At 72.4% G+C, this 26013-nt stretch carries 23 protein-coding genes; 15 read left to right on the top strand and 8 right to left on the bottom strand.

Going from position 1 to position 26013, the window contains the following annotated elements:
• Nucleotides 1–74 precede the first annotated feature (74 nt).
• Complete coding sequence (locus LZG04_RS31285; protein WP_233823708.1) at nt 75–269, top strand: hypothetical protein; 195 nt, start codon at nt 75–77, stop codon at nt 267–269.
• A complete protein-coding gene (locus LZG04_RS31280) occupies nt 266–1501 on the top strand; it encodes an MFS transporter (RefSeq protein ID WP_233823706.1) in 1236 nt (411 codons plus the stop codon). Before LZG04_RS31285 ends, LZG04_RS31280 begins: the two co-directional genes overlap by 4 nt.
• On the opposite strand, the gene LZG04_RS31275 is transcribed toward LZG04_RS31280, so the two are convergent.
• Complete coding sequence (locus LZG04_RS31275) at nt 1492–2901, bottom strand: pentapeptide repeat-containing protein (RefSeq protein WP_233823704.1); 1410 nt, start codon at nt 2899–2901, stop codon at nt 1492–1494. The two genes, LZG04_RS31280 and LZG04_RS31275, sit on opposite strands and share 10 nt — an antisense overlap.
• Nucleotides 2902–3131: 230 nt before the next feature.
• On the bottom strand, nt 3132–4127 hold the full coding sequence (locus LZG04_RS31270) for a GlxA family transcriptional regulator (RefSeq protein WP_374202929.1): 996 nt from the start codon (nt 4125–4127) through the stop codon (nt 3132–3134).
• An 84-nt stretch (nt 4128–4211) separates the two neighbouring features.
• Between LZG04_RS31270 and LZG04_RS31265 the strand changes: the two genes are divergently transcribed.
• Nucleotides 4212–5096, top strand: coding sequence for an NAD(P)-dependent oxidoreductase (locus LZG04_RS31265; protein WP_233823699.1), 885 nt, complete (start codon nt 4212–4214; stop codon nt 5094–5096).
• 111 nt (nt 5097–5207) lie between these two features.
• Here the strand turns inward: LZG04_RS31265 and LZG04_RS31260 are convergent, their stop codons facing one another.
• Nucleotides 5208–5594: an MmpS family transport accessory protein gene (locus LZG04_RS31260; protein WP_233823696.1), complete on the bottom strand. Its 387-nt coding sequence runs from the start codon at nt 5592–5594 to the stop codon at nt 5208–5210.
• Between the two features lie 580 nt (nt 5595–6174).
• Between LZG04_RS31260 and LZG04_RS31255 the strand changes: the two genes are divergently transcribed.
• The 10 genes from LZG04_RS31255 (at nt 6175) to LZG04_RS31210 (ending at nt 18543) form a co-directional block, all read left to right on the top strand.
• Nucleotides 6175–8913 carry a cupredoxin domain-containing protein gene (locus LZG04_RS31255; RefSeq protein WP_267938400.1) on the top strand — a complete coding sequence of 913 codons (2739 nt, stop codon included), beginning with the start codon at nt 6175–6177 and terminating at the stop codon, nt 8911–8913.
• 76 nt (nt 8914–8989) lie between these two features.
• Nucleotides 8990–10024 carry a multicopper oxidase family protein gene (locus LZG04_RS31250; RefSeq protein WP_233823691.1) on the top strand — a complete coding sequence of 345 codons (1035 nt, stop codon included), beginning with the start codon at nt 8990–8992 and terminating at the stop codon, nt 10022–10024.
• A 51-nt stretch (nt 10025–10075) separates the two neighbouring features.
• On the top strand, nt 10076–10852 hold the full coding sequence (locus tag LZG04_RS31245) for a YcnI family protein (RefSeq protein ID WP_233823689.1): 777 nt from the start codon (nt 10076–10078) through the stop codon (nt 10850–10852).
• Nucleotides 10853–10927: 75 nt separating this feature from the next.
• Nucleotides 10928–12661 carry a copper resistance protein CopC gene (locus tag LZG04_RS31240; RefSeq protein WP_233823687.1) on the top strand — a complete coding sequence of 578 codons (1734 nt, stop codon included), beginning with the start codon at nt 10928–10930 and terminating at the stop codon, nt 12659–12661.
• 32 nt (nt 12662–12693) lie between these two features.
• Nucleotides 12694–13476 (top strand): helix-turn-helix domain-containing protein, encoded by a 783-nt coding sequence (locus LZG04_RS31235; RefSeq protein ID WP_233823685.1) that lies wholly within the window; start codon nt 12694–12696, stop codon nt 13474–13476.
• Nucleotides 13477–13604: 128 nt separating this feature from the next.
• Nucleotides 13605–14426, top strand: coding sequence for a helix-turn-helix domain-containing protein (locus LZG04_RS31230; RefSeq protein WP_233823762.1), 822 nt, complete (start codon nt 13605–13607; stop codon nt 14424–14426).
• 63 nt (nt 14427–14489) lie between these two features.
• A complete protein-coding gene (locus tag LZG04_RS31225; RefSeq protein ID WP_233823683.1) occupies nt 14490–15071 on the top strand; it encodes a dihydrofolate reductase family protein in 582 nt (193 codons plus the stop codon).
• A gap of 477 nt (nt 15072–15548) precedes the next feature.
• The gene (locus tag LZG04_RS31220) at nt 15549–15830 is read left to right on the top strand and encodes a hypothetical protein (protein ID WP_267938399.1); all 282 of its coding nucleotides are present in this window, start codon (nt 15549–15551) and stop codon (nt 15828–15830) included.
• 15 nt (nt 15831–15845) lie between these two features.
• Nucleotides 15846–17669, top strand: a complete 1824-nt coding sequence (gene glmS, locus LZG04_RS31215) for a glutamine--fructose-6-phosphate transaminase (isomerizing) (RefSeq protein ID WP_233823681.1) — start codon at nt 15846–15848, stop codon at nt 17667–17669.
• Nucleotides 17670–17709: 40 nt separating this feature from the next.
• Entirely contained in the window at nt 17710–18543 is an 834-nt protein-coding gene (locus tag LZG04_RS31210; protein WP_233823679.1) for a siderophore-interacting protein, read from the top strand.
• 11 nt (nt 18544–18554) lie between these two features.
• On the opposite strand, the gene LZG04_RS31205 is transcribed toward LZG04_RS31210, so the two are convergent.
• The 3 genes from LZG04_RS31205 to LZG04_RS31195 all read right to left on the bottom strand — a co-directional run bounded on the left by LZG04_RS31205 (nt 18555) and on the right by LZG04_RS31195 (nt 21254).
• A complete protein-coding gene (locus tag LZG04_RS31205) occupies nt 18555–18833 on the bottom strand; it encodes a zinc-ribbon domain-containing protein (protein ID WP_233823677.1) in 279 nt (92 codons plus the stop codon).
• A gap of 47 nt (nt 18834–18880) precedes the next feature.
• Nucleotides 18881–19591, bottom strand: a complete 711-nt coding sequence (locus LZG04_RS31200; protein ID WP_233823675.1) for a bifunctional 2-polyprenyl-6-hydroxyphenol methylase/3-demethylubiquinol 3-O-methyltransferase UbiG — start codon at nt 19589–19591, stop codon at nt 18881–18883.
• A gap of 166 nt (nt 19592–19757) precedes the next feature.
• Entirely contained in the window at nt 19758–21254 is a 1497-nt protein-coding gene (locus tag LZG04_RS31195; protein ID WP_233823673.1) for a beta-xylosidase, read from the bottom strand.
• 249 nt (nt 21255–21503) lie between these two features.
• Between LZG04_RS31195 and LZG04_RS31190 the strand changes: the two genes are divergently transcribed.
• Entirely contained in the window at nt 21504–22520 is a 1017-nt protein-coding gene (locus LZG04_RS31190; protein ID WP_233823670.1) for a TerC/Alx family metal homeostasis membrane protein, read from the top strand.
• A gap of 53 nt (nt 22521–22573) precedes the next feature.
• Here the strand turns inward: LZG04_RS31190 and LZG04_RS31185 are convergent, their stop codons facing one another.
• On the bottom strand, nt 22574–23341 hold the full coding sequence (locus LZG04_RS31185) for an MBL fold metallo-hydrolase (protein ID WP_233823668.1): 768 nt from the start codon (nt 23339–23341) through the stop codon (nt 22574–22576).
• An 85-nt stretch (nt 23342–23426) separates the two neighbouring features.
• On the opposite strand from LZG04_RS31185, the gene LZG04_RS31180 reads away from it, so the two are divergent.
• On the top strand, nt 23427–24017 hold the full coding sequence (locus LZG04_RS31180; RefSeq protein WP_233823666.1) for an ABATE domain-containing protein: 591 nt from the start codon (nt 23427–23429) through the stop codon (nt 24015–24017).
• 10 nt (nt 24018–24027) lie between these two features.
• Here LZG04_RS31180 and LZG04_RS31175 read toward each other — a convergent pair whose 3' ends face one another.
• Entirely contained in the window at nt 24028–25857 is a 1830-nt protein-coding gene (locus LZG04_RS31175; protein WP_233823664.1) for a DNA/RNA non-specific endonuclease, read from the bottom strand.
• Nucleotides 25858–26013: the final 156 nt, after the last annotated feature.

Here is a 26013-nt window from a genome sequence, read left to right as displayed (position 1 = left end):
GCCGACGATAAGTCCGTCGTCGGCTGCTCGCCCGTTCACGCCCACGGCCGGGTGATCACCGGGATACTGCGGCCATGGGGATCTCACGCGGCGTCGCGTTCGCCGGCGCGGGGGTGGCGTTGGCCGGTTCGTTGGCCGTGCCCGACATGGGCGCGCCGCTGCCCGGGGTGGGCGGTTCCGGGCCGTCCGACCGGCACGACGGCGGCCACCCGGCTCCGGGTTGCCTCGATGCCCTGACCGGGTGGCTCACCACCCGGATCGGCGGGTGACTCGCAGCGAGGCGGGCACGAGCCGTTCGAACGGCCGCGGGTTCGCGTTGCTGTGGTCGGCCTCCACCGTCTCGATGCTCGGTGACGGCATGCGCGTCGCGGCGCTGCCCCTGCTCGCCGCCGCGGTGTCGGACTCGGCGGCCGCCGTGAGCGCGACGACCGTCGCGGGCAGCCTGCCGTGGTTGCTGTTCTCGCTGGTGGGCGGTGCGCTGGTGGACCGCGTTCAGCGGGCCCGGTTGCTGTGGCTCACCGGTCTGTGCCAGACCGCGGTCGTGGGGACGTTCGCCGTCGTCATCCTCGTCAGTCCGCCCTCCTTGGTGACGCTGGCCGTGTTCACGTTGTTGTTGGGCTGCGCACAGGTCCTTTACTTGACCGCGTCGAACGCATTGGTGCCGGAGATCGTGCCGAGCGCTGGTCTGGAGAGCGCGAACGCGCGCATGCAGGGCTCGCAGGTCATCGTCCTCCAGCTCCTGGGGCCCCTGGCCGGGGCGACGGTCTTCGGGTTCTCCACCGCGGCCCCGTTCGCCGTCGACGCGGTCACGTTCCTGGTCGCAGCTCTCTTGGTCCGGCCGTTGACGCGCCTCACCACTCCCCCGCAACCCCGGTCCGACCGGGTGCGCCGCAGCCTGGCGAAGGACATCGGCGAGGGTGTGCGCTGGCTCTGGGGACATCGCGGTCTGCGCGTCCTCGCGCTGGTGCTCGGCATCGCGACCGCGGCGGTGCAGCTGGGCAACACCATGCTCGTCCTGCTGGTCACCTCGACGCTGGACGCGCCGGAGTCGGCTTTCGGGCTCGTCCTCGCCGCCGGTGCGGTGGGCGGGTTCGGCGCGACGCTGGTCGCGGCCCGCATCCGCGCGAAGATCGGCGTCACGGCGACGATGGCGTCGTCCATCTCCGCGATCGGGCTGTCACTGCTGGCCTGCGGGGCCGGTCGCTCGGTGTGGTGGCTGGCCGCCGCCTACGCCGTCGGCGGCTTCGGACTGGTCGTGTGGAACGTGCAGTCGTCGTCCCTCCGGCAGCGGCTGGTCCCGCGGCAGTTCATGGGCCGCGTGGGCGGCGCCTACCGCCTGATCGGGTGGAGCGGGATCCCCGTCGGCGCCGCGATGAGCGGGGTGCTCGGCACCGCGTTCGGCATCAGGATCCCGTTCTTCGTCGCCGGCACGGTGCTGTTGGCCTCGCTGTTGTTGCTGCCGCTGTTCGGGAACCTCCGGGAGAACGACGCTCAGCCCTGAAGGTCGTCCGTCCGGTTCGGCGGGGACAGTGCCTGCGGCACGCCCGCGGGGAACTGGTCGGGTGTGAACCGGGGGATGTGGGCGAAGCCGGCGGCGTGGAAGTCGGCGTCCTTGCGGAAGGTCGCGTCGCGCAGGCCGACGTTGCCGTCGAACGTGGCCCCGCGGAAGGTCGCGTTGCGGGCGAAGGTGGCCTCGCGGAAGCTGACGTCGTGGCGGAAGGCGACGCCGTGGAAGTTGGCGTTGGCCGTGAACGTGGCGCCGACGAACCGCGTGGTGCCGGTGAAGACGGCGCCCCGGAACTCGGCGTTGCCGCCGAAGCGGACCTCGCCGAACTCGGCCTCGCGGGCGAAGGTCGTGTCGGTGAACCAGGCGCTGCGGGCGAACCCCGCCCCGCTGAACCCGGCGTCAGCCCCGAACGACGTGCCTTCGAACCGGGCACCCCGCGCGAACCTCGCCTCGGCGAAGTCGATGTTCCCGGTGAAGGTCATCCCGCGGAACAGCGCGCGGCCCGCGAAGGTGCAGCGGTCGAAGCGGACATCGCCGGCGAGCGTGGTCTGCTCGAAGGTGGCGTCGGCGGTGAAGGTCGCCCCGGTGAAGCGGGCTTCGCCGAGGAGCGTCGCGCCGGCCAGCCGCAGCGCGCGCACGCGGCAGCCGCTGAAGTCGACGTCGTGCAGTTCCACGCCGGTCAGGTCGAGTTCGAGGTCCGGCCAGAACACCACGTCGGGGTGGTCGAGGTCCTCACCGGGGCGAAGGTGGCTGATCAGCACGCGTTGGGCGGTCAGGCGGACCTCGTGCTCGCGCCGCCGAAGCCGGTCCGCGTCGGGGTCGTCGGGCGGTTCCCGCGGCAGGTCCACCGGCATCCGCAGGTAGGCGCACAGAACGTTCACGATGGTCTGCCGCTGCCCGGGGTTGTCCTGGGCCAGCCGTTCCAGCGCGTAGAGCCCGCCCAGCCGGACCGGTGCCTCGCTCGCCCCGAGGTGCTCGACGGCCTTGGTGAACAGCTCGGTGATGCGGCGGGCGGCCGCGTCGGCCTCGGTGGCGGCGGCGACGCGCTCTTGGAGGGCGTAGGCGCGAGCCACGTCGGCCTGGTCGCGTTCCTTCTGGAGCAGGGCGATCTCCGTGGAACGCTGCCGCCGCCACGCCAGGTAGAGCGCGAACAGACCGCCGCCGCCCAACCCTAGGCTCAGCCCGATCCGCAGCACCTCCAGCCGCACGGTCACCCGGGCCGGATCGGCAGCGCCGGGGGTGAGGGTCAGCCACAGGGCGGTCACCGCGGCGGCCACCACGAGCACGACCCCCACCACCGCGGTGAGCACCGCCTTCCCCGACAACGGGATCACGGCCCGCGTCGGCGGACCGGCTGGGGGCGGAACGGTCGGACCCGCGGCGGGAGTGGTCATCGGCCCATCATGGCGGCTGCCCACTCCTCGGAGGCACGCGACCGGCGACCCGGAGCCTCGACTGACCGCCGGTCTGGATCGCGCAGAGGCGGTAGGAGTACCGGGCGTGCTGCGCGCCCAAAGCGGCGCAGCGGTCGAGCACCACCTCCGCGCACGTCCCCCGAAGCGGGTCGGTGGCTCAGCGCATCGCCGCACCGGCTTCCGGGAGCGACAGCTCCCGCGGTGGGACGTCAGGAGCCCGCGGTCGGTTGCGGGCGGCGGGGGAAGGTGCGGCGGTAGTCGCTCGGTGAGATCCCGACCTGCTTGAGGAAGTGGTGGCGCAGGTTGTTCGCCGTGCCGAGGCCGCTGAGCTCCGCGACCCGGTCCACGGCGAGGTCGGTCGCCTCGAGCAGGGTCTGCGCCCTGGCCAGGCGCTGGTTCAGCAGCCACCGCAGCGGCGTGGTGCCGGTGGCCGCCTGGAGTCGCCGGTAGAGCGTGCGCGGGCTCACGGCGGCACGCCGGGCCAGGTCGTCGATCGTCAGCGGCTGGTCGAGGTGGGCGCGCGCCCAGTCGAGCACCCGTGCCAGGCCCTGGTCGTCGGTGGCGGGCACCGACAGGTCGACGACCTGCGACTGCGCGCCCGGGCGGTGGGTCGGCACCACCAGCCGGCGGGCGAGCTGGTTGGCCACGTGCGCGCCGAGGTCGTGGCGGACCAGGTGCAGGCAGAGGTCGAGCGCGGCGGTCATGCCGGCGCTGGTGAGCACGTCGCCGTCGTCCACGTAGAGCACCGAGTCGTCCACTTCGACCTTCGGGTAGCGCTCGGCCAGCCGGCCCGCGTGCATCCAGTGCGCGGTGGCCCGCCGCCCGTCGAGCAACCCGGCCTCGGCGAGCGCGAACGCGCCCGCGCACAGCGACACCATCCTGGCCCCGGCGTCGTGTGCCCGGCGCAGTGCGGTGACCAGCTCGGGCGGCACGGGCGCGTCGTCGTAGACGACCTCGTCCGGCACCCAGGCGACGATGACCGTGTCCGCGTGCGCGAGGTCGTCCATCCCGTGCCCGCCGCGCAGCGCGAACCCGGGCAGGGACGCCTGCGCCGGTTCCCCGAGCCCGCACAGCCACAGGTCGTACCAGGGGTCGGCGAGGTCGGGTTGGGGCATGCCGAACACGGTGGCGGGGATGCTCAGCTCGTACAGGTCGAGGACGCCGATCGCGTCGGGCACGACGAGGGCGACAGAACCGGCGCTCATGGTCCACATCGTATGGCAGGAATTTGGTGGCACGGGTCATCACCGTCACTGGTGGCGCCGGCCCGCGCCGGCGAACCTGGTGCCATGAACACAACGAGGACAGACCGCGAGCCGGTCACCGTCATCGGGCTGGGCAACCTCGGGCGCGTGGTGGCCGAGGCGTTCCTGCGCGACGGACACCCGACGGCGGTCTGGAACCGGTCCGCGGCCAGGGCGCGGCCGCTCGCGGAGCGCGGGGCGGTGGTGGCGGGCACGGCGGCCGAGGCGATCGCCGCGGGCGAACTGGTGCTGGTCACGCTGCTGGACGCCCCGGCGGCGCGGGAGGTGCTGACCGGTGCGGCCGAGGCGGTTCGCGGGCGTGCGCTGGTGAACCTCACGTCCGGTGCGCCGGAGGACGCGCGGGAGTTGGCCGCCTGGGCGCGGGAGCAGGGTGCGGAGTACCTCCACGGTGCCGTCTACGCGGTGCCGGAGACGATCGGCACGGCCGGGTCGTCGCTGAGCTACAGCGGTTCCGCGGCCGTCCACGAGCGGTGGCGGGACCGGCTGGGGATCCTCGGCCGGGGCACGTTCCTCGGTGCGGAGCCGGGCCTGGCGTCGGGCTACGACGTGGCCGTCCTCGCCGGCATGTACGGCACGATCAGCGGTTTCCTGCACGCCGCCGCGATGGCGCGGGCCGCCGGGATCGAGGCGGCCGACCTGACCCCGAAGCTGGTGTCCTGGTTGACGGGCCTGTTCCCGGCACTGTCCACGTTCGCGCGGGAGATCGACGAGGAGGACTACTCCACCAAGGACTCCAGCCTGGCGATGAACCAGTCCGGGCTGGCCACGATCATCCGGGCGAGCCAGGCGCAGGGCGTCCCCGCCACCACCCTGGTCCCGCTCAAGGACCTGATCGACCGGCAGGTCGCAGCCGGTCACGGCGCGGCCAGCCTGGCTCGTGCCGTCGAGTCCCTGAAGGTCGGCGGGTGATCACCGCGGCCGACCCGGCCACCGTCCACACAGGATCCGTCGAGCGCGCCGGCTGACCCGGCGGGACGACGACCCCGGCGGGTGCGGATCGCGACGATCCGCACCCGCCGGTCACCTGTTGGAGCCGACCGGGGTGATCATGTTCGAGCACGACACGGTGGTGAACTCGCCGTCGGCGGTGTTGTTGGCGACGACATGGCCGTCCACGGTGATGGTGCACGAGATCGACTCACCCTGGCCGTTGGCCGCCATCACCTGCGCCACGCCGAGACCCGGGCCGGCCGGGATGGTCAGCTCCCGCCGCCACGGCAGGTCGACGGCCTCGACCTTCTCGCTGCTGTTCACCCCTTCCCCGGTGAACCTGATCTCGGGCGACCTGCCGCCCGGCCCGGTGACCTCGTAGACGACCACGTGACCGGACGGGGCGGGGGGCGGGTCCCCCTCGTCGGTGACCGCGCGGACGACCATGCCCCCGGTGACGACCACCGCGGCCAGCACGACGAGCCGGCCCTTCCGACGGCGCGGCCCGGCCGCCGGGGAAATCAGTCGACCGCGATTGCGCGTGCTCGTGGAGGAAGACATATCCCCTCGCTGTTCTCGCTCGACCGGGACGCGCATTGTCGTGACGGCCGTCCCGGTATGAGTGCCCGACGTCATGCTGGCAGAGGGGTCGACGTTTTTACAACACCCTCCGGAAAGACGTGACGATTCGTCGCCTACGATCGGGTCGCACTGGCGTCGGGTATCAACTTGGCACAGTAAATAGATGTCACCAGACAGCTCGCGAGAGCGGCAACGCACACGACTTGACCTGCTGTTTTGCGGATACGCGCAGCTAACTCCAGGTGTCGTGCATTCGTTCGGCCACGGTGTTTAGTTAGGTGGTGGTCACATCACCGAACATCGTTGGGTGCGAGCCAGTTGACCGACCGTTAACGTTCGCGCAATCGCGCCGACATTGCCCGTGGATGTATTGAGATGCCTTCACGGCAACGACTACAGCTACTGCCGACGGTGCGCAGGTGGTCGTGCGTGGGGGTTTTCCGATGTGCCGTAACAGGTGCCAGAAGGGAAATCGATGCGCTCTCCACACGTACCACGCATGTTCTCCTCGGGAGGGAGACGGCGTCGCGGGACACGGGCGATCGCGCTCGGGTCCGCGCTGCTGCTCACCGTGGTCGGGGCCCTGATGAACGCCCCGGCGGCCACCGCGGCCACGTTCACGGTGTCGATGCGGAACCTCCAGTACGACCCGCCGACGCTGAACGTGGCCGTCGGCGACACGGTCCGGTGGTCCAACGACGAGACCAACGGCGTCGTGCACAGCGTCACCGGCGGTCCCCTGTCGGCGGACGTGAACGCCGGGGAGTCCTACTCGTTCACCTTCACCACCCCGGGCACCGTCAACTACCGCTGCCGCTTCCACCCCGACATGCTCGGCACGGTCGTGGTCGGCGGCACGACGCCCACGACCACCACCACGGGCCCGACCACGACCACGACCACCACCACGACCACCGCGACCGCGCCCACGACGACCACCACCACGCAGGCGCCGGCGCCGACCACGACCACCGGCTCGGGTGGCCTGCCGGTCGGCGTCGGGCCGATCCCGGTGTCGTTCCACCTCACCGACGCCCAGGGCTCCTGGTACGACACGAACCTCAACCTGTTCGGCACGCGGTCCCTGGCCGTGGCCGAACTGCCCAGGGTCAAGACCGGCGGGCTGCTCCCGGGCCTGCCGCTCAACGGCCTGCCGCTGCTGGGCAACGGGGCGCTGCTCGGCTCGGCCGCGAGCGACCTGCTCAACGGTGACCTGTCCCAACTGACGCAGCTGCCGTTCAACACCGGCTCGACGCTGATCTCCAGCCTGGGCGTCGACCCGGCGCAACTGCTCGGGCTCGACAACCTGCGCACCGCGCTGGGGAAGGTGCTGCCACCTCTGGACCTGCGCTTGATCAGGGCGAACGCGCTGATCAGCCAGTTGTCCCAGCAGATGGCGGCGCGCCCGGCCAACGCCAAGACCGCGCTGCTCGACCTGCCGGTCGGCGTGGAGCTGATGAAGGTGCTCGCCGACGTCCAGAAGTACGTGCAGACGACCACGATCAGCCTGCCCGTGACGGTGAACTTCGACATCTCGGCCCCGGCCGCGGAGTCGGCGCACACCATCACGAACCTGATCTGGCCGGAGAACGCGGCGGGCTTCCCGTTCGACCAGCCCGGCGCGTTCGTGGGCAGCACCACCGCGCAGCTCACCGAACCGGGGCTCTACGCGTTCGTCTGCAAGATCCACCCGTACATGCTGGGCGCGGTCGTCGTGGACGACCCGTTGACCCCTGGCCTCGACTTCGGCAAGAAGCTCAAGGTCAACAGCCGGGCGCTCAACGTCCCGTCGGACGCCGACATCATCGCCCAGCTGGTGCAGAAGTTCTTCAACATCACCTCGCCGAACAACTGGCAGAAGTTCAGCAACACCGAGGCGCGGACCTGGAACCCGACGTTCCCGCCCGCGCCCATCCTGATGCACGACTCGAACGGCAACCCACAGCTCGTGCCGATCCTCGACGCCTACTTCAAGAGCAAGTTCAACACGCCGAAGACTCTGCCCGCGTTGAACCAGCGCCCCGGCACACCCGGCGTGGGCGAGGTCTGGGTCGACACGCAGATGGAGAAGACGGCGGGCAAGACCAAGTCGGGCACCGCGACCAAGGTCGACGTCAGCTCGTGGACCGTGGACCGCAAGGTGGCGCTGCCCGGGATCAACATGAACAACCCGCACAACATGTGGACCGACAAGGACGAGAAGTACATCTACCAAACCGAGTGGTTCGGCAACAAGCTCGACGTCTTCGAGCGGGCGACGGGCCGGTTCGTGCGGCAGATCGAGGTCGGGCCCGACCCGTCGCACGTGATGACGAGGACCGACACCGACCAGTTGCACGTCGCGCTCAACGGCGGCGCGTCGGTGGTCGAGCTGTCGCCGGGCGCGACGAAGATCGACCGCCGCATCCCGGTGCAGGGTCCGGGCGAGAAGGTCGCGAACCCGCACGCCCACTGGATGACCGGTGACGGCAAGACCATGGTCACGCCGAACGTCAACAGCTACGACTCGACCATCGTGGACATCGCGTCGGGCTCGATCCGGAAGGAGGCCACCGGCGAACTGCCCATCGCGACCGGCATCACGCCCGACGGCGCGAAGGCGTACGAGGCGAACTTCATGGGCGGCACGGTCTCGTGCATCTCGCTCAAGGAGAACGCCTGCAAGGACGGCGGCGCCACGGTGCACAACAAGCAGATCGACCTGTGGCGCAACTACGACCCGGTGGCGGGCGAGCGCGGCTCCTACGGCGGTCTGCCGATCCAGCTGCCCGTGAGCCCGGACGGCAACGCGCTGCTCGTGGCGAACACGCTGTCGTCCAACATCACCGTCATCGACCCGAAGACCGACGAGATCGTCAAGTGGTTGCCGTGCGACTCCGGTTGCCACGGCATCAACTACGGCGCGAAGCGGGGTGGCGGCTACTACGCCTACGTCTCCAGCAAGTTCGCCAACACGCTGGCCGTGGTCGACATCGACCCGAACGGTGACGGCAACCCGGCCGACGCCGCCGTGGTCGGCAAGATGGTGCTCGACCCGACCCCCACCACCGCGACCGACGACCAGGTCGTGGACCACGTGGGCATGGGAGGCATGGGCGTGCTGGCCGTGCCGCTGGTCTACGAGGGCTGGGTGCAGAAGGTGCCCAGCAACCCGGTGAACGACCTGCTGACCTGCCGTCAGCGGCACCCGCTCACCTTCGCCACCGATTGCTGACAAACCCCACCGCGTGGTCGGGGAGCCGTCCCGCCGACGGCTTCCCGGCCCCGCGCTGCCCTGCGGAAGGCGGCCCATGTCCACCGAGCTGGCAAGCGAAGAGATGTTCACGACAGACGCGCCCCGCACGCGCGGACGGCGCAGAGCCCTGCCGGTCCTGATGGTCTTCCTGCTCACGCTGACCGCCGTCGTGGTGGGCGTGACGGCGTCCGGCACGCCGACGCCGACGCGGACGCCGGTCGCGGACCCGGTGCCGCCGGCCGCGGCGGGCGACGACCTCGGCGACGGGACGCGGCTCGCGCCCTACGAGGTCGTCAGCGGGGTCAAGGTGTTCACCCTGCGGGCGGCGCCGGTCAACTGGGAGGTCTCCCCCGGCAACGTCCGCGAGGCGTTCGCCTACAACGGGATCGTGCCCGGACCGGTGATCCGGATCAACGAGGGCGACACCGTGCGCTTCGTGCTGCAGAACGACCTGCCGGAGCCCACTTCCCTGCACTGGCACGGCATGGACCTGCCCAACGACCAGGACGGCGTGCCGGGCCTGACCCAGCCGGAGGTCGAGCCGGGGCAGAGCTTCACCTACCAGTGGAAGGCCATCAGCACCGGCACCCACTGGTACCACTCGCACATGCACGGCGACCAGGAGGGCAAGGGCCTGTACGGCTCGCTGGAGGTGGTGCCGAGGTTCGGCGACATCGCGTCGGACCGCGACTACCGGCTGATCATCGGCGACGGCCCGCTGGGCTTCGTGTTCAACGGCAAGGGTTTCCCGGCCACCGCGCCGCTGCGGGCCCGGGTGGGCGAGCGGGTGCGCATCCGGCTGATCGGCGCCGGCCCCGAGATGATCCACCCGATCCACCTGCACCTCGGGCACTTCGACCTGGTGGCGCAGGACGGCAGGCGGCTGCCGTCACCGCAGCAGATGGACACGCTGCTGGTCGGGGTCGGGCAGACCTACGACATCGTCTGGACACCGACGAGGGTCGGCAAGTGGATGATCCACTGCCACATCTTCTCCCACTCGGAGACCCACCACGGGATGGCGGGGCTGGTGTCCATCGTCAACGTCGACCCGCCCGCCGTCGGCCTCCCGCTGCCCCTGGGCGGCTGACCCGTGGCCACCCACCAGCCCGACGCAACCCAAACCGGTGAAGGGAAAACCATGTCCGGCTCCCCGCGGCGCGCCGCGCTCACCCTCGTCCTGGCGGCGTTCGCCTCCGCCGCCGTCACGGTCCTGTCGACGCCCGTCGCGTCGGCCCACGTCACCGTCTCGCCGGGCACCGCGCAACCCGGTGGCTACGCCCGCGTGGTGTTCCGCGTGCCGAACGAGCGCGACGACGCCTCGACGACCCGGGTGGAGGTGTCCTTCCCGACCGACCACCGGTTCGCTTCCGCGTCCGTGCAACCGGTTCCCGGGTGGACGGCGACCACGAGCAAGGTGAAGGTGGACCCGCCCGCGCAGGTGGGCGGGCACACGGTGACCGAGGCCGTCACGACCGTGGTCTGGGAGGGCGGGACGGTGCTGCCCGGCCAGTTCCAGGAGTTCCCGGTCTCGCTGGGCCCGCTGCCCGCCGCGGACACGAAGCTGGTGTTCAAGGCGGTGCAGACCTACTCCAGCGGCGAGGTGGTCCGGTGGATCGACGTCGAGCGGGAGGGCGAGTCCCGGCCGGAGCACCCGGCCCCGACGCTGTCGGTGGTCGCCGCGCCCGCGCCGACGCCGGTCGCGCCCGACTCGGACGTGGACGCGCTCGGCCGGGTGCTCGGCGGCGCGGGGCTGCTGGCCGGTCTGGCCGCGATCGCCCTGGTCGTGGTCGGCCGTCGGCGGTCGGCCCCGCCGGCGGACGGCGGGGCGGCCCGCGCGGCGGGTCCCGGGGTGCGCGCGTCCGGTGAGGGAGCCGACCGGACCACGTCGACCGGGAACGAGCCCGCACGGGTCTGACCACGCGGGGTCGACGGTCCTTCGACGGCCGTCGACCCCGCGCCCACCCCCGTCACCCTGGTGAGAGGAAGAGCGGTGAACCACTTCGTGCGCGCGTGCCTCGTGTTCGCCTTGGCGCTGGTGCCGGTGCTGCTGTCGTTCCCCGGCGGGCCCGGTGTCGCCCGGGCGCACGCCGCCGTCGTCTCGACCAGCCCGGCCGGGTGGGCGGTGCTCGACACCTCACCCGCCGAGGTGTCGTTGACCTTCAGCGAGCCCGTGGACCTGGGCCTGGCCACGGTGCGGCTCGTCGGGCCGGCCGGCGACGCGATCGGCACCGCCGCGCCGGCGCACGCCGAGGGCAGGCCGCAGGTGCTGTCGGTGGCCTTGCCGAGGGTGCTGTCCGACGGCAGCTACACGGTGAACTGGCAGGTCACGTCGGCGGACACGCACCCGGCCCGTGGCGCGTTCGTGTTCAGCGTGGGTCGGCCGTCGACCTCGGCGCCGGGGGCGGCGGTCGAGGCGGACGGGTTCGCGGTGGCCGCCTACGGCACGTCCCGGTGGTTGTCCTTCGCCGGGTTCGCGCTGCTGGGCGGCGCGGTGTTCTTCGTCGCGTGGTGCCAGGCCGCCGCCGCGGCCGGGCGGCGGGTCCGCGTGCTGCTGGTGAGCGGGTGGTGGGTTTCGGTGGCGGCCACCGCCCTGGTGCTGCTGTTCTACGGGCCTTACGCCACGTCCCGGCCGATCACCGCCGCGCTGGACCCTTCGCTGGTCGCGGACACGATCGGCACGCGGCTGGGCGTGATGGTGGTGGCCCGTCTGCTGGTGCTGGGGTTGGTGGGGTTCGCGCTGCTGTGGTTCCTGCGCCGGGGCCGCGTGGAGGTGCAACGCGGCCGTCGTGCCGCCGTGGTGTTGGGGGTGACGTGCCTGCTCGCGTTCACGTGGAGCGCCGCGTCGCACAGCGCGGCGGGCAGCCTGGTCGGCCTGTCCCTGGTGACGGACGCGGTGCACCTCACCGCGATGGCCGTGTGGCTGGGCGGCCTGGTCGTGGTCGCGGCCGTCGTGGTGCGGTCCGACGACGTGCCCGGGATGCGCGTGGCGGTGCCGCGGTTCTCCCGGGTGGCGCTGGTGTCGGTGCTCGTGCTGGTCGTGACCGGCGCGTTCCAGTCGTGGCGGCTCGTGGACGGCCCGTCGGCCCTGGTCGGCACGCCGTACGGGCGGGTGCTGCTGGGCAAGCTCGCGCTGGTGGTCGTGCTCCTGGTGCTCGGCGCGGCGGCCCGCCGCTGGGTGCGGCGCCACTACGGCTTCCCCGTCGTCACGGTGTCGGATCGGCGGCGGGTGGCCCGCGGACCCGGTGCCGGGCCGGTGCGGCGCTTCGGCGCGGTCGTGGCGGCGGAGGCGGGCATCGCGACGCTGGTGCTCGCGCTGACGGCGGTGCTGGTCACCACGGATCCCGCCGAGGTGGAGCAGGTCGCCGTGGCGCAGACCGCGCCCGGCGAGCCCGTCGTGGCCGACTTCGACGCCGGCGGTGCGGCCGGGCGCGGCAAGGTCGCGGCGCTGGTGGCACCCGGCGCGTCCGGGGGCAGCGAGGTGCACGTGGCCGTGCTGGACGAGCGGGGGCAGCCGAGGCAGGTCGCCGAGGTGCGCGCGACCTTGAGCCACGCCGAGCGGTCACCGGGGCCGATGACGGTGCCGTTGCGTTACGGCGGTGTGGCGGGACATTACATCTCCGACGCGCTGTCGCTGCCCGTATCCGGACGGTGGGAGATGTCGTTGGCCATTCGCACATCCGATGTCGACGAGGCCATCGTGCGGGTTCCCGTGACCATCGCCTGACCGCGGTGGTCGGACGAACGGATGGTGACCTCATGTCCCCTCAGGACGCGCGCAGACTGCCACCCGACGCGCTGGAGGCCCTGCGCCGCCGCGCCATCGCCGCGGTCGAGTCGGGTGTCACCCGGGCGGAGGTCGCGCGGGTGTTCGGGGTGTCGCGGCAGACGATCAGCACCTGGCACCGCGAGTACCGCAGCAGGGGCGAGGAGGCGTTGCAGAGCAGGAGGAGGGGCAGGCGGAGGGGCGAGCAGCTCGCCCTGTCCTACGCGCAGCAGCTGTGGACGATCCGGATCGTGACGACGTGCGGCCCGGAACAGGTCGGGCTCGGGTACTGGCTGTGGACGAACCAGGCCGTGGTGGAGCTGGTCAACAGCCGGTTCGGGATCGCCCTGTCGGTCACGACGGCGCGCAACTACCTGATCCGGTGGGGTGTGCTCGCCGAGTCCGTGCTGCTCCAACGGCCCGGCGGCCGACCGTCCCTGCCCGCGGGCGTGGAGGCGTTGTGGGTGCACCACGCGCCCGCGCACCGGCTGACCGGGCCGCAGTCGCAGCCGGCCGGCGCGGTGCCCGGCGGTCACGTGCTGTACGCGGTGTCGGCGCGGGGCACGGTGCTGTTCCTGGCCGGACGCGACCCGTTCGACGGCGTGCGGCTGGCGGAGTTCTTCACCAGGCTGGTCCGCCAACGCGGCCGCCGGTTGGCCATCGTGCAGTCCTGGCGGCCGACCCGGCGGGCCGACGCGCTGACCGCGTGGATCGACCGGCAGGAGGGGCGGGTGTCGGTGCGGTTCCCGGTGGACGGGGTGGCGCAGGGGCCGTGACCCCAGGTGACCGGGTCGTGCCGGGAGGGATAGCGACCTTCCCTGAGGCGGCGGGCGAGGGTGCGGAGGTCGGCGCGCGGCGCCCGCGGGGCGTGGGCGATGCTGTGGGCGTGGAGTACGTGTCCAGAGTGCCGCGACCGCCGCTGGACGGGCTGATCGACGACCTCTACTACCTGGCGGGCACGCCGCCGTACGCCCGGCTGACGCTGCCCCCGATGCCGGCGGCGTTGCTCATCGTCAACCTCGGGCCACCGTTCCGCATCCGCGCCGGCACCGACATCGCGACGACCGAGTACGCCGACGGCTGCGTGGTCACCACGCCCACCCGCGCGGTGGAGTTCGGCTACCCGCCCGGGACCCGGTCCGTCGGCGTGCACTTCAAGCCGTGGGGGCCCGCGGCGTTCCTGCCGATGCCCGTGGCCGAGCTGTGCGACCGGCCGGTGACCGTGGAGCAGGTCTGGGGCCGGGCCGCCGTCGCCGAGCTGCGGGACCGACTGGCCTCGGCGGACGGACCGCACGAGATGCTGGCGCTGCTCGAAGAGGAGCTGCGGCGCCGGCTGCGCGAGACCACCGGCCTGGGGCTGGTGCGCCACACGAGCGGCGTCATCGCGGCGACCGCCGGGGCGACGGCGATCGCCGACCTGGGCGCGGCCGCCGGGGTCAGCGGCACCCAGCTCGCACGGCGGTTCAAGGAGCTCGTCGGCGTCACGCCCAAGCGGCTGGCCCGCACCTACCGCTTCGCCGCCGCCGTGTTCGCCATCGACCCCGCCGGACCGGTCGACTGGGCCGACCTCGCCGGTGGCGCGGGCTACTTCGACCAGGCCCACTTCGGCCACGAGTTCCGGGCGTTCACCGGGCTCACGCCGACCCGGTACCTCGAGGTCCGGCGGCGGTTCCTGCGCGAGCACCCCGGCCACGTGCTGGACGGCTGGCCCCTGCCGGTCGGGTGATTTCCTACAAGAGCGACGGCTCGCGGGCCACTAGCTTGGGGCATCCAAGCGAAGGAGGGCCCTGTGGGCAAGGTGGTCATGTACAGCTCGGTGTCGGTGGACGGCTTCGTCGCCGACGAGCACGACCAGCCCGGACCGCTGTTCGACTGGTTGTCCAACGGGGACGTCCCGTTGGACGCGAGCGGCGTGCTGAAGGTGTCGCGCCCCTCCTATGACTACACCCGGCCGTACTGGGACGGGATCGGGGCGACGGTCGTCGGCCGCCACGTCTTCGACATCACGGACGGCTGGGACGGGACACCTCCGGGCGGGGTCGACCACGTGGTGGTCGTGACGCACCGGCCGGCGCCGGAGGGCTGGGACCCCGAGGCGCCGTTCCACTTCGTCGACGGCGTCGAGGCCGCCGTGGCCCGGGCCCAGGACCTCGCCGGCGACCGCGTGGTCGAGGTCGCCGCCGGTGACGTGGGCGGCCAGGTGCTCGCCGCCGGCCTGGTCGACGAGGTGCGCATGGACGTCGTCCCGGTCGTGCTCGGCTCCGGCAAGCGCTACTTCGGATCGGTCCGCGCGCAGCACCTGTTGGAGGACCCGGACGTGGTGATCCGGGGCGACCGGGTGCTGCACCTGCGCTACCGGGTGCGCCGTTGACCGGTGCGAACGGGGTGCGCGACGAAGCGCCGGCACCCCGAAGGCGCGGCGGCGGCCCCTGACCTTCGGCGTCCGGCATCTCGTCGGTGCCGGCGGTCGCTGCCGCGCTCGATCGAGCGAGGTCGAGCGTCACCGGTCGTAAAGGCGGCCCCAGCGGCCCGGCAGGTCGTGCAGACGTGCGGTCTCCGAGGTCGGGGGGGATGGCGAGCAGCCGGCGTCGCCGTCGAAGCGGGCTCCGGCCAGGTCCGGCGTGATGTCAGGCCGGAACGCGCCGGCCGCTGGACGTCGTCGCGGGTCGGCGACCAAGAGGCGTCGGGACCTGTCGTTCCTGAACCCTGCGCAGCTCGGACGACCCGGCCCAGCGGGATGCGTCGGGGTTGTGCGATCCGCGGGCACCTACGCGAGGTCCCTTGCGGCCGCCGGGTGGGCCGTGCCCGAAATCGGGCACGGCATTTGGACCGGTGGTTGGCTGTGGCCATGCTGGAGCCCGTGGGAGACGAGGTGCCGGAGGAGCTCCTCCGGCACGTGGTCAGGACGACCGGGTTGCCTCCCGCGCTCGCGCGGCGCGTGGTGTCCGACGTGATGGGCTACTTCGTCGAGACGGCGGAGGAGTACGTCCTGCGGCGGCACGCCGAGTTGCGGCGCGACGGGGTCGGCAACGCGCGGATCTGGGTGGTGTTGCGGGAGGAGCTGGACGTGCGGCCCGTGGCCGCGCCCCCGTTGTCCGAACGTCAGCTGCGTCGCATCGTCTACGGCTAGAGGAGATCACCGGGCATGTGCGGAATCGTCGGGTACGTCGGTCCGAGGGACGCGGTCCCCGTGCTGCTGGAGGGCCTGCACCGGCTCGAGTACCGGGGGTACGACTCGGCGGGCGTCGCGGTCGCGGACGGCGGGGAGCTGCGGGTGGTGAAGACCGCCGGGCGGGTCGGCGACCTGCGCAAGGCCGTGCCGGACGGCGCGGCGGGCCCCATCGGCATCGCGCACACCCGGTGGGCCACCCACGGCGAGCCGAGCGACCGCAACGCCCACCCGCACGTGGACGCGGCGGCACGGGTCGCGATCGTCCACAACGGCGTGTTCGAGAACTCCGACCGGCTGCGCGCGCAGCTCGTCGCCGACGGCGTCGCGCTCGCCTCCGACACCGACAGCGAGGTGCTCGCCCACCTCGTCGCCCGCAGCCGCGCGGCCACCCTCGAAGATGCCGTGCGCGAGGCGTTGGCGCAGGTGGAGGGCACGTACGGGGTGATCGTGATGGACGCCGACCGGCCCGGCGAGCTGGTCGCCGCGCGGCGCGGCAGCCCGGTCGTGCTCGGCGTCGGCGAGCAGGAGATGCTGGTCGCCTCCGACGTCACCGCGCTGGTCCGCTTCACCCAGCAGGTGATCTACCTGGACGACGACGAGATCGCCACGGTCACCGCGGACGGCTACCGCACGTCCACCATGGACGCCCGCGCCACGAGCACCACCCGCTCGCCCACGGCGATCGACGTGGCGAGCGCGGAGTACGAGCTGGGCGAGCACCCGGACTTCATGTACAAGGAGATGCGCGAGCAGCCCGACGCGGTGGACCGCTGCCTGCGCGGGCGGCTGGACCACCGGTTCTCCTCGGCCCGGTTGGACGGCGTGGGCCTCACCCCGCAGGACTACCAGCGGATCCGCCGGGTCAAGCTGCTGGGCTGCGGTTCGGCCTACTACGCGGGCCAGTTGGGCGCGCAGTTGATCGAGGAGCTGGCCCGGATCCCGGCCGACGCGGAGCCCGCGTCGGAGTTCCGCTACCGCAACCCGGTGGTCGACCCGGACACGCTGTACGTGGCGATCAGCCAGTCGGGCGAAACGCTGGACACGCTCGCCGCGGTGCAGGAGCTCAAGCGCAAGGGCGGGCACGTGATCGGCGTGGTCAACGCGGTCGGCAGCACGATCGCCCGCGAGTGCGGCCACGGCATCTTCCTGCACGCGGGCCCGGAGGTGTCGGTGGCGGCGACGAAGTCGTTCACCACCATGGCCGTGGCGCTGGCGATGCTGGCCCTGGACCTGGGCCGGGTGCGCGACCTGTCCATCACCGAAGGCCGGCGCCTGGTCACCGGCCTGTCGGAGCTGCCGCACCAGATCGCGCGGGTCCTGGCCGCCGAGGACGACATCGCGGCCGTGGCGCGCAAGTACGCGGGCGCGCGGCACATGTTCTTCGTCGGCCGGGTGCGCGGGTGGCCCGCCGCGCGGGAGGGCGCGCAGAAGCTCAAGGAGATCTCCTACGTGCACGCCGAGGCATACCAGGCGTCGGAGCTGAAGCACGGGCCGTTGGCGTTGATCAACCCGGAGATGCCGACGGTGGTGCTGGTGCCCGACGACGAGCTGCTGGCCAAGAACACCGCCACGATCGAGGAGATCAAGGCGCGCGGCGGGCCGGTCATCGCGGTCACCGACGCCGAGCTGCCGGCGGGTCTGGCGACGGACGTGATCCGGGTGCCGAAGGCGCACGACGCGTTGGCCCCGATCACGCTGTCGGTGCCGTTGCAGTTGTTCGCCTACCACCTCGCGCACGCGCTGGGGCGTGACGTGGACCGTCCGCGCAACCTGGCCAAGAGCGTGACGGTCGAGTAGCCGGTGCCCCCAGCGTCGATCTTAGGTTAGCCTAACTTGCATGCCTCGGTACTCGACGTTGGACCAGTTGCAGCTCAAGGTGCTCACCAAGGCCGCGGGCCTGCTCACGGCGACGCCCAACCAACGCGCCGTGTTCGACCAGTTCGTCATAACGGTCACGGCGGTCGCCGACATCGGGCCGCACCTGCGCCGGGTCACGTTCCACGCGCCGGAGTTCGCCGGGTACCGGGTCACGGGCCCGGACGAGTGCTTCGGCCTGCTGGTGCCGCCGCCCGGCCGCCCGTTGACCATGCCGAGCGAGGACCGGGTCAACGTGCGCACCGCGATCCGCGCCCTGCCCGCGGCGGACCAGCCCGACCTGCGCTGGTACACCGTCCGGGCGCACCGGCCCGAGGCGGCCGAGATCGACGTGGACTTCGTGCTGCACGGTGACGCGGGCCCGGGCACGCGCTGGGCGAGCCGGGCCGGGGCGGGCGCGTCCGTCGGCTTCCGCGCGGGCAACTCGGGCTACCGCCCGCCGTCGACGGGCTCGGTGCTGCTGGTCGCCGACGAGACCGCCCTGCCCGCCCTGTGCGCGATCGTGGAGGCGGGCGTCCCCGCGGGCACCCGGATCTTCGCCGAGGTGCCGACCGAGGACTTCCACGTGGACGTCGACGCCGCGGTCACCTGGCTGCACCGCGGCACCGACGCGCCGGGCTCGCACGTGCTGCGCGCGGTGACCGACCTGCCCGGCCCCACCCCGGCCTACGCCTGGGTGTGCGGCGAGTCGTCCCTGGCCACCGCGGTCCGCAGGCACCTGGTGAAGGACCGCGGCCTGGACCGCCGCTCGGTCATGTTCAGCGGTTACTGGAAGGTCGGCGCGGCCCGGACCTGACCCCGGCGCGGTCAGCCCACCTGGTGGCGCAGGCGTGCCGCCTCGTCCGCGGACAGCCGGTTGGTGACGCCGCAGAACGTGCACTGCGTGCCGTACCGGGTCTTCACGGGGATCAGCGGGACGAAGAACAACGTGAACCTCGTGACCGCCTTGTGCAGCGGGTGGGCGGACTGGTTGCCGCACCTCGGGCACACCAACGTCAGCATCGCCAGGACGACGACCTTGGTCGAGAAGCCGAAGATCACCACTTGTCGTCGCCACTCCCGTCGGATCGCCCCCCCGACCAGCATCGCACAGGACCGGCGACGGCACGCGGTGCCCGCCGCGGCTTCCGATGTTATCGGCGCACGGACGCGAGGATGCCGATGGGTGGGAGCGTGCCGGTGGCGATGCGGCGTTCCTCGGCTCGGCGGACGGCGTCGAGGGCGTCGGCGGCGCGGGTGGCCGGTCCGGTCCAGGTGCCGCCGCGGCCGTGGACCAGGCGCCACAGCATGGCGGTGCGGAGGTCGGTCAGGTCCGAGCCGACGCGACCGAGGGCGTCGAGCATGGCGGAGCCCTCGTGCAGGAATTCGTGGCCGGTGATCCAGTGGTCGAGCAGGTCCTCGCCTGCGATCTCGGCATCGAGCAGGCCAGCGGCGACCAGGAGGGCGCCGTTGTCGTAGACGAAATCCGCGGCCGCTTCGTCCACGAGTTCCCAGGCGAACTCCTCGATGATGATCCGCCCGCCGGGCACGAGCAGGCGGCGGGCGTGCGCGAGGATGCCGTCGAGGTCGTCGGCGTGGTGCAGGGAACGGGTGAACAGGACGACGTCGTGCTCGCCGGAGACCTCACGGATGTCGGCCTCGACGACCGTCACCCCGCGTTCCCGGGCCGCGGCGGCCATGTCGGCGTCACGGTCCACACCGGTGACCCGGTGACCCAGGTCGGCCAACGCGGCGGCGAGCGCGCCCCGACCGCAGCCGGCCTCCAGGACACGTGCCGGGGACGGCGGCAGCAACGGTTCCAGGCGGGCGAGGGTGTGGGGAACGGCAAGGGCGCTCAAGTCCATTCGGACGACTGTAGGTCCGCGGTGGTGGGACGGGCGACGGATTATCCGGACCGTCCCGGGCGGTCCGAGGCGGTGGACGACCGGGCCGTCGGCTCGGGGTCCATGCGGGCGACCGGGCCGCGGCCCCTCGCGCCCATGGACAGCGGGGAAGGCCGGCCACGACCGCTCAGGGCGCGGTGAGCTCCCCGCCCCGCGCGTAGCGGGACCACTGCTCGGCGGACACGGCCTTGACCGGCGAGGAGTTCAGCACCGCCACGTCGACCGAGCCGACCACCCACAGCTTCCCGTCCAGCACCAGCCCGACCGCGCCGTCCGGTGAGCGCACCGCCTCCGCGCCCGCGGGCACGCGGGCCGCGACCGGCAGCGAGTCGACCACGGCGGGCCGTTCGTCCAGCACGGCGCGGGCCAGTTCCTTGGCCACGGACCGGCGTTCGAAGCGGAGCACCTCGTCGCCGACCACCAGGTCGACCGTGTTCTCCGGCGACGGCACGGCGAAGCGGTCGAGCGCGCTCGCCTCGGACTTCGTGGCGCAGCCCGCCATCCCGACCGCGTCGAGGCCGAAGTGCCGGATGTCGGTCGGCGCGTTCGCCCCGCCGATCACGGTGGCGCGCAACACGTCCAACGACACCCGGCCGCACGGGTCGACCGGGTCGACGGGCGCGTGGCCCTCGGGGGTGCGCACCAGGCCGGGGCCCTCGCGCCACACGCCGGGGATCAGCACCGGGTCGAACGGCTGACGGGTGAAGTCCTCGTTCCAGAACGTCACCGTGGTGCCCGCGTCGGTCGAGTGGGCGATCGCGAACGCCGACACCGCGTCGATCCACATCCAGTCCGCGCTGAACGCCTCGACCACCGACCGGGTGCGCGGCAGGTTCGTCGCCGCCACCGGCTCCATCCCCTTGTCGCCCAACGCCTGCAAGCCCTTGGTGAACAGGGGGTCGCGGGCGCGCAGCACGTACTGGCCCGCGCCGTTCGGGTGCGACGCGCGGCCCGTGGTGTCGGTGAACATCAGGTAGAACCAGCCGTCGACGTGCACGACGGACTGCTGGCCCGCGCCGTAGACGTTCTCGCGGATGACGTCGTTGGCCGGCACCACGATCGGCCGACCCTGGTTGGCCCGGGTCCACGTGACGCCGTCCGGGCTGAGCGCGACGCCGATGGAGCTGCCGTTGGCGTGGTCGTCGCGGGACGCGCCCGTGTAGTACATGTAGTAGACGCCGCCGACCCGGATCACCGACGGGTCGCACACGTGCATCGCGTCGAAGCTGGTGGAGCTGCCGGAGAACACCGGCGCGGCGGTGCTGAACCCGCCGTCCAGCGACGGCCCCTCGCTGTGGAGGATGTCGTCGCCGCCGGGGTGCGCGATGCCCATCTGGCTGCACCACCAGGCCCTGATCCGCCCGCCGTCGCGCATCACGGCGGGCGCGTAGTTGTACGGCGCGTCACCGACGCCCTGCACCACGACCCCGGCGCTCTCGCGCGGGCGGTCGACGGCGAGCGTGAGCTTCTTCGGCACGGGTGGCGGCGCGGGCACGGGCGACGCGGCCTTCTCCACGGGCGAGATCGGCACCGAGCCGCTGGCCTCCGGGTCGCTGCACGCCGTCACCGTGCCCAGGAGCGCGGAGGCGGCAAGCAGCGCGAGAAGCCGACGACCTGGGGGCACGCGGCCCAGTCTAGTGGCCACTCACCCGTGCGAGTGAGACACATCGTCACGCACGGTGGACGACCCGACGCGATCCCGGTCACCTTTACCGCTGCTTTACTAACCGCTCCCCGTCGTTGATAATGGGCGCCGAGGGGAGTACTTCCCAAGTGCCTGGCCGGTCAGTACGGACATCCCGTGAGGTGTCCCCGGTGGGCCGCCCGACAGGGTGAAGGAGACCTCGGACGTCCGGTGTTCGAGGAGCCTGTCATGCCTGTGCACGCCGCCGCTTCGGCGAGCCCCGTGGAGTCCGTCGGGTCGACGGGCCTGTGGGTGGTCAGCATCGCCGTCCTGGTCGCGCTGCTGGTCGCCGACTTCGCGGTCACCCGCCGCCCGCACGAGGTGTCGATGCGGGAGGCCGCCGGCTGGTCGGTGTTCTACCTCGCGCTGCCGGTGGGGTTCGGCGTCTGGTTGTGGAGCGCCTTCGGCACCGACCGGGCGGTGGAGTTCATGACCGGGTTCGTGGTCGAGAAGTCCCTGTCGGTGGACAACCTGTTCGTGTTCATGCTGCTGCTCGCCGCCTTCGCCGTCCCGTCCGACGTGCAGCAGCGCGTGCTGCTCTACGGCATCGTCGGCGCCCTGGTGCTGCGTGGCGTGTTCATCGCGGCCGGCGCGGCGATGCTGGCGGCGGGCACGTGGGCGTTCCTGGTGTTCGGGCTGGTGCTGTTCGCCTCGGCGGTGAAGATCCTGCACGAGGCCATGACCGGGCACGGCGGCGAGCGCGACATCTCCCGGATGCGGTCGGTGCGGCTGCTGCGCCGGTTGATGCCGGTCACCGACGACTACCGCGGCGCCCGCCTCACCGTCCGCGAGCACGGGCGGCGCGCGCTCACGCCGTTGGCGGTCGTGGTGGTGGCGGTGTTCGCGACCGACGTGGTGTTCGCCGTGGACTCGGTGCCCGCCGTCTACGGCATCACCGACGACCCGTACCTGGTGTTCGCCACCAACGCGTTCGCCCTGCTGGGACTGCGCGCCCTGTACTTCGTGCTTCAGTCCGCGCTGGCCAAGCTCGTCCACCTCAACCACGGGCTGGCGATCATCCTCGCGTTCATCGGGGTGAAGCTGGTGCTGCACTGGGCGCACGGGATCTGGCCCGGCGTGCCGGAGATCCCGACGCCGCTGTCCCTGGCGGTGATCATCCTGGTGCTGGCCACCGTGACGCTGACCAGCCTGCGTTCCCGCCGTCGTGCCGACGTGCCGGAGGACGCCGCCACGCCGACGGACTGACCACCGACCGCTCCCGGCGGACCCTTCGCGGGGGCCGCCGGGAGCGGTCGCGGTCAGCCGCGCACGCCCAGGTCGAGGCGGTCGAGCAGGCCCGCGGCGGTGAACGCGGCCACCAGGTCGTCCCGCCCCTCGGTGAAGTGCGTCCAACTGTCGTAGTGGACGGGCACCACCTGACGCGCGCCGAGGATCTCGGCGGCCCGCGCGGCCTGGGCGCTGTCGAGGACGATGAGGCCGCCGTCGAACAGGATCGGGAAGCGGGGCGCGCCGGCGAACAGGATCGCCGTGTCCACCGGGCCGAAGCACTCGGCGATCCGCTCGACCGCGTCCAGCGAGGCGTTGTCGCCGCTGACGTAGACGGTGGGCAGGCCGTCGCCGGTCAGCACGAAGCCGACGACCTGGCCGGTGAGCGGCTCGACCTCCTCCCTGGCCCGGGGACCGTGCACGGCGGGCACGCCGGTCACCGTGACCGCGCCGTCGCCGAGCCGGACGGACTCCCAGTCCGCGAGCCCCTTCGCCTTCTCCCCCAGCCGCTGCGCGCCACCGGGCGTGGTCAGGGTGAGCGGCACGTCGGCGAGCAGGGCGCGGCCCGCGTGGTCGAGGTTGTCGGGGTGCTCGTCGTGGGAGAGCAGCACCACGTCGATCCGGCCGAGGTCGGCCGGGGTGGCGGCGGCCGGCGCGGTCTTGGTCAGCAGGCCGCGCGGCACGGGGTAGTCGCCGGGTGCGTCGAACGTGGGGTCGGTCAGGAACCTCAGCCCGCCGTACTCGAACAGGGCGGTCGGCCCGCCGAAGACGCGGACGGGGAGGCGATCACGGCCAGTCATCAGAACCTCACGGATGATCAAGTGGTTATCCGTGAGGGACGGTAGCCCCCTCTCACGGAAGAAAACAACTCGTACCATGAGAAGCATGACCGACGAGCCTGTGCCGTCGCCCGCCCCCGGCGCGGAGGACCACCTCGCCCTCGACTTCGTCAACAGCGCCGTGGCGCTGCCGGGCGGGCAGTTCATCGACCTGCTGGGCACGCCGGAGAGCACGAACCAGTGGCTCTTCGACCGCGGCCTCGCGCCGGCCGACGCCGGGGTGCGGGAGATGTGCGTGACGCAGCTGCGCTCGTTGCGGGAGAACCTCAGGTCGCTGTTCGCGGCACGGGTCACCGGCGTGCCCGCCCTGCCGTCGGCCCTGTCCGCGGTCAACGACGCGTTGAGCAAGGCACCCACGGCCGCGCTGTTGCAGTGGGACGAGAAGACCGGCCCCTACCGCGCGACCCCGTGCCCGACCAACGAGATCCTCGACCGGGCGCTGGCCACCCTCGCGGCCAACGGAGCCGACCTGCTCACCGGCCCCGACGCCGAACGCCTCACCCGGTGCGACTCCGCCCCGTGCAACCGCTACCTGCTGCGCCACGGCCGCCGCCAGTGGTGCTCCACCCGGTGCGGCGACCGCGCCCGAGCCGCCCGCGCCTACGCCCGCCGCGCCGGCGCCGGCAAGGCGGGGTGACGCGCGCGGCTCACCACTGGATGTCGCTCAACGCCTCCAGCGGCGCGCGCTCGTCCAACGACTCCGGCACCACGAGCGTGTCCGCGGCCGTCAACACCGCCGGGAACGTGAAGCCGCAGCGCTGCTCGACCTCGGCCAGCCGCACCTGGAACACGCGGAACTCGTCCAGCTCCAGCGACTCCAGGTGGTTCAGGTTCTGCGTGAGCACGAACGCCCGCGCCTTCAGCGTGCCGCCCGAGGCGAACGCGATCACCTTCCAGTACTCGCGCGGCAGCGCCACCCTGCGGAACACCCGGTCGTCCGGCCGGAACACCGGGCCGCCGTAGACGCTGACCCGCAGGTCGTCGACGTCCACATCGGACATCACGGCGTCCTCGAGGCGGCCCCACAGCCCCTGCCGCATGCTCTGGTTGAAGTCGTCCATCTGGGGCGTGATGTTGGTGAAGAAGAACGAGTCGACGTTCGCCCGCTCCGCCACCGCCTTCGGGCCCCACAGCAGGTCCGCGCGCCGCGCCAGGTGCCCGCGGTCGAGCCGGTTGCCCCGGTACAGCTCGTCGCCGACCTGGAACTCGGCGGGCAGCCGCGGGTCGAGCACGAACGGGATGCCGGTGCGGTTGATCGACTTCAGGTCGCCGCCGTCGATGTTCCACGCCACCCAGAACGCGAACCGCCGCGACTTGCTCTGCGCCAACGAGAAGTGCGTGTAGTCGATCACGGCGGAGCCGTTCAGCTCGACCGCGTCCGCCCGTGCCGCCTCACCCAGCTCGGGCACGCCCACCGGCGTGCCGAGGAAGTCCTCGTCGAACCCGACGAGCGCGGCGCGCGTCTGAGGTGCGCGCGGCGGCGTGAGCGTGATGCCGAGCTTCTCGAACACCGAGCCGGGCAGGCACGCCAGCGCGTGCTCGTCGGGGCTGTCGCCGGACTCGCCCGCGAAGTGCAGGCCCGCCAGGGTGCGGCCGGTCCGGCCGTTGGCCGCCTTGAACACCCACGCCGCGCCCGAGTCGCCGCCCATGCTGATCTCGCCGTTGGCGGCGGGGCGCGCGGGGTCCGGCGCGATCTCGAAGCAGCCGATCTGCCGCTCGCCGACCCCCGGGCCGTAGTCGATCTTGACCAGGGTGTCCACGCGCCGGACCACGCCGTGCGTGACGCCGGTCGTGCGGCCGCTCTTGACGACCTTGTCGCCCAGCTCCGGCTCGCCCAGGCTGTCCACCCGCACGCCGAGGTCGAGGATCTCCGCCTCGAACCGCCGGTCCTCGACGGTGGCGACGGCGCAGTCGCCCGCCGCGCCCAGGTGCGACCGGACGAGCCGGCCGAGGCGGTTGCGGTCGGTGCGGTTGTCGTCGTGCACCCCGGGCTGCACCACGTCCTCGCCGATCGCCCCGGTCGGGCCGTGCAGGACGTGCCAGTTGCTGAGCACGTACGGGGTGCCGTCGAGGCGGTCGTAGACGACGCAGCCGACCGTGCCGGCGGAGACGCGCACGTGCCCGACGCTCACCCCCGGCACCACCGGGTCGACGCGCGTCTTGCGCACGTCGCTGACCCTCTCCTCCACCACTTGGAAGTCGACGCGGTATTCGCGTTGCAGCACGTCGGTGGGCACGGCGACGCCGTCCACCTCGATCGTCTCGGGCAGCGGCGCGGTGCCGAGCGCGCGCAACGCCTCGGGCTCGGCCTTCTGCCGGACGGTGAACTGGATGGCGATCTCGTTCGTCGGCTTGCCGTCGACGACCCGGTAGCCGATGCCGATCGACGACACGTTCGGGTCGCGCAGGTAGTCCGCGCCCTTGGTGCGCACGAACTGCCGCAGCGAGGCCGGCGAACCGTTCTTCTTCTTGACCATGAGCGCAAACCCCCTGTGTGTGCGCGCCGGTGGCCTTGCTGTCGACGTCCCCCGATCCGGTGTTAGCCCGACCCCGTTCCGTTCACCCGTTCAGCCCAACGCCTGACCACCGAATGCAGTTTCCACCCCCGAGAAGGCTGAAAGTTGACCACCGGG

The organism is Saccharothrix sp. S26 (assembly GCF_021390395.1).
In the GTDB taxonomy this organism is placed as follows: domain Bacteria; phylum Actinomycetota; class Actinomycetes; order Mycobacteriales; family Pseudonocardiaceae; genus Actinosynnema.
This window is presented reverse-complemented; position numbering and strand designations above follow the sequence as displayed.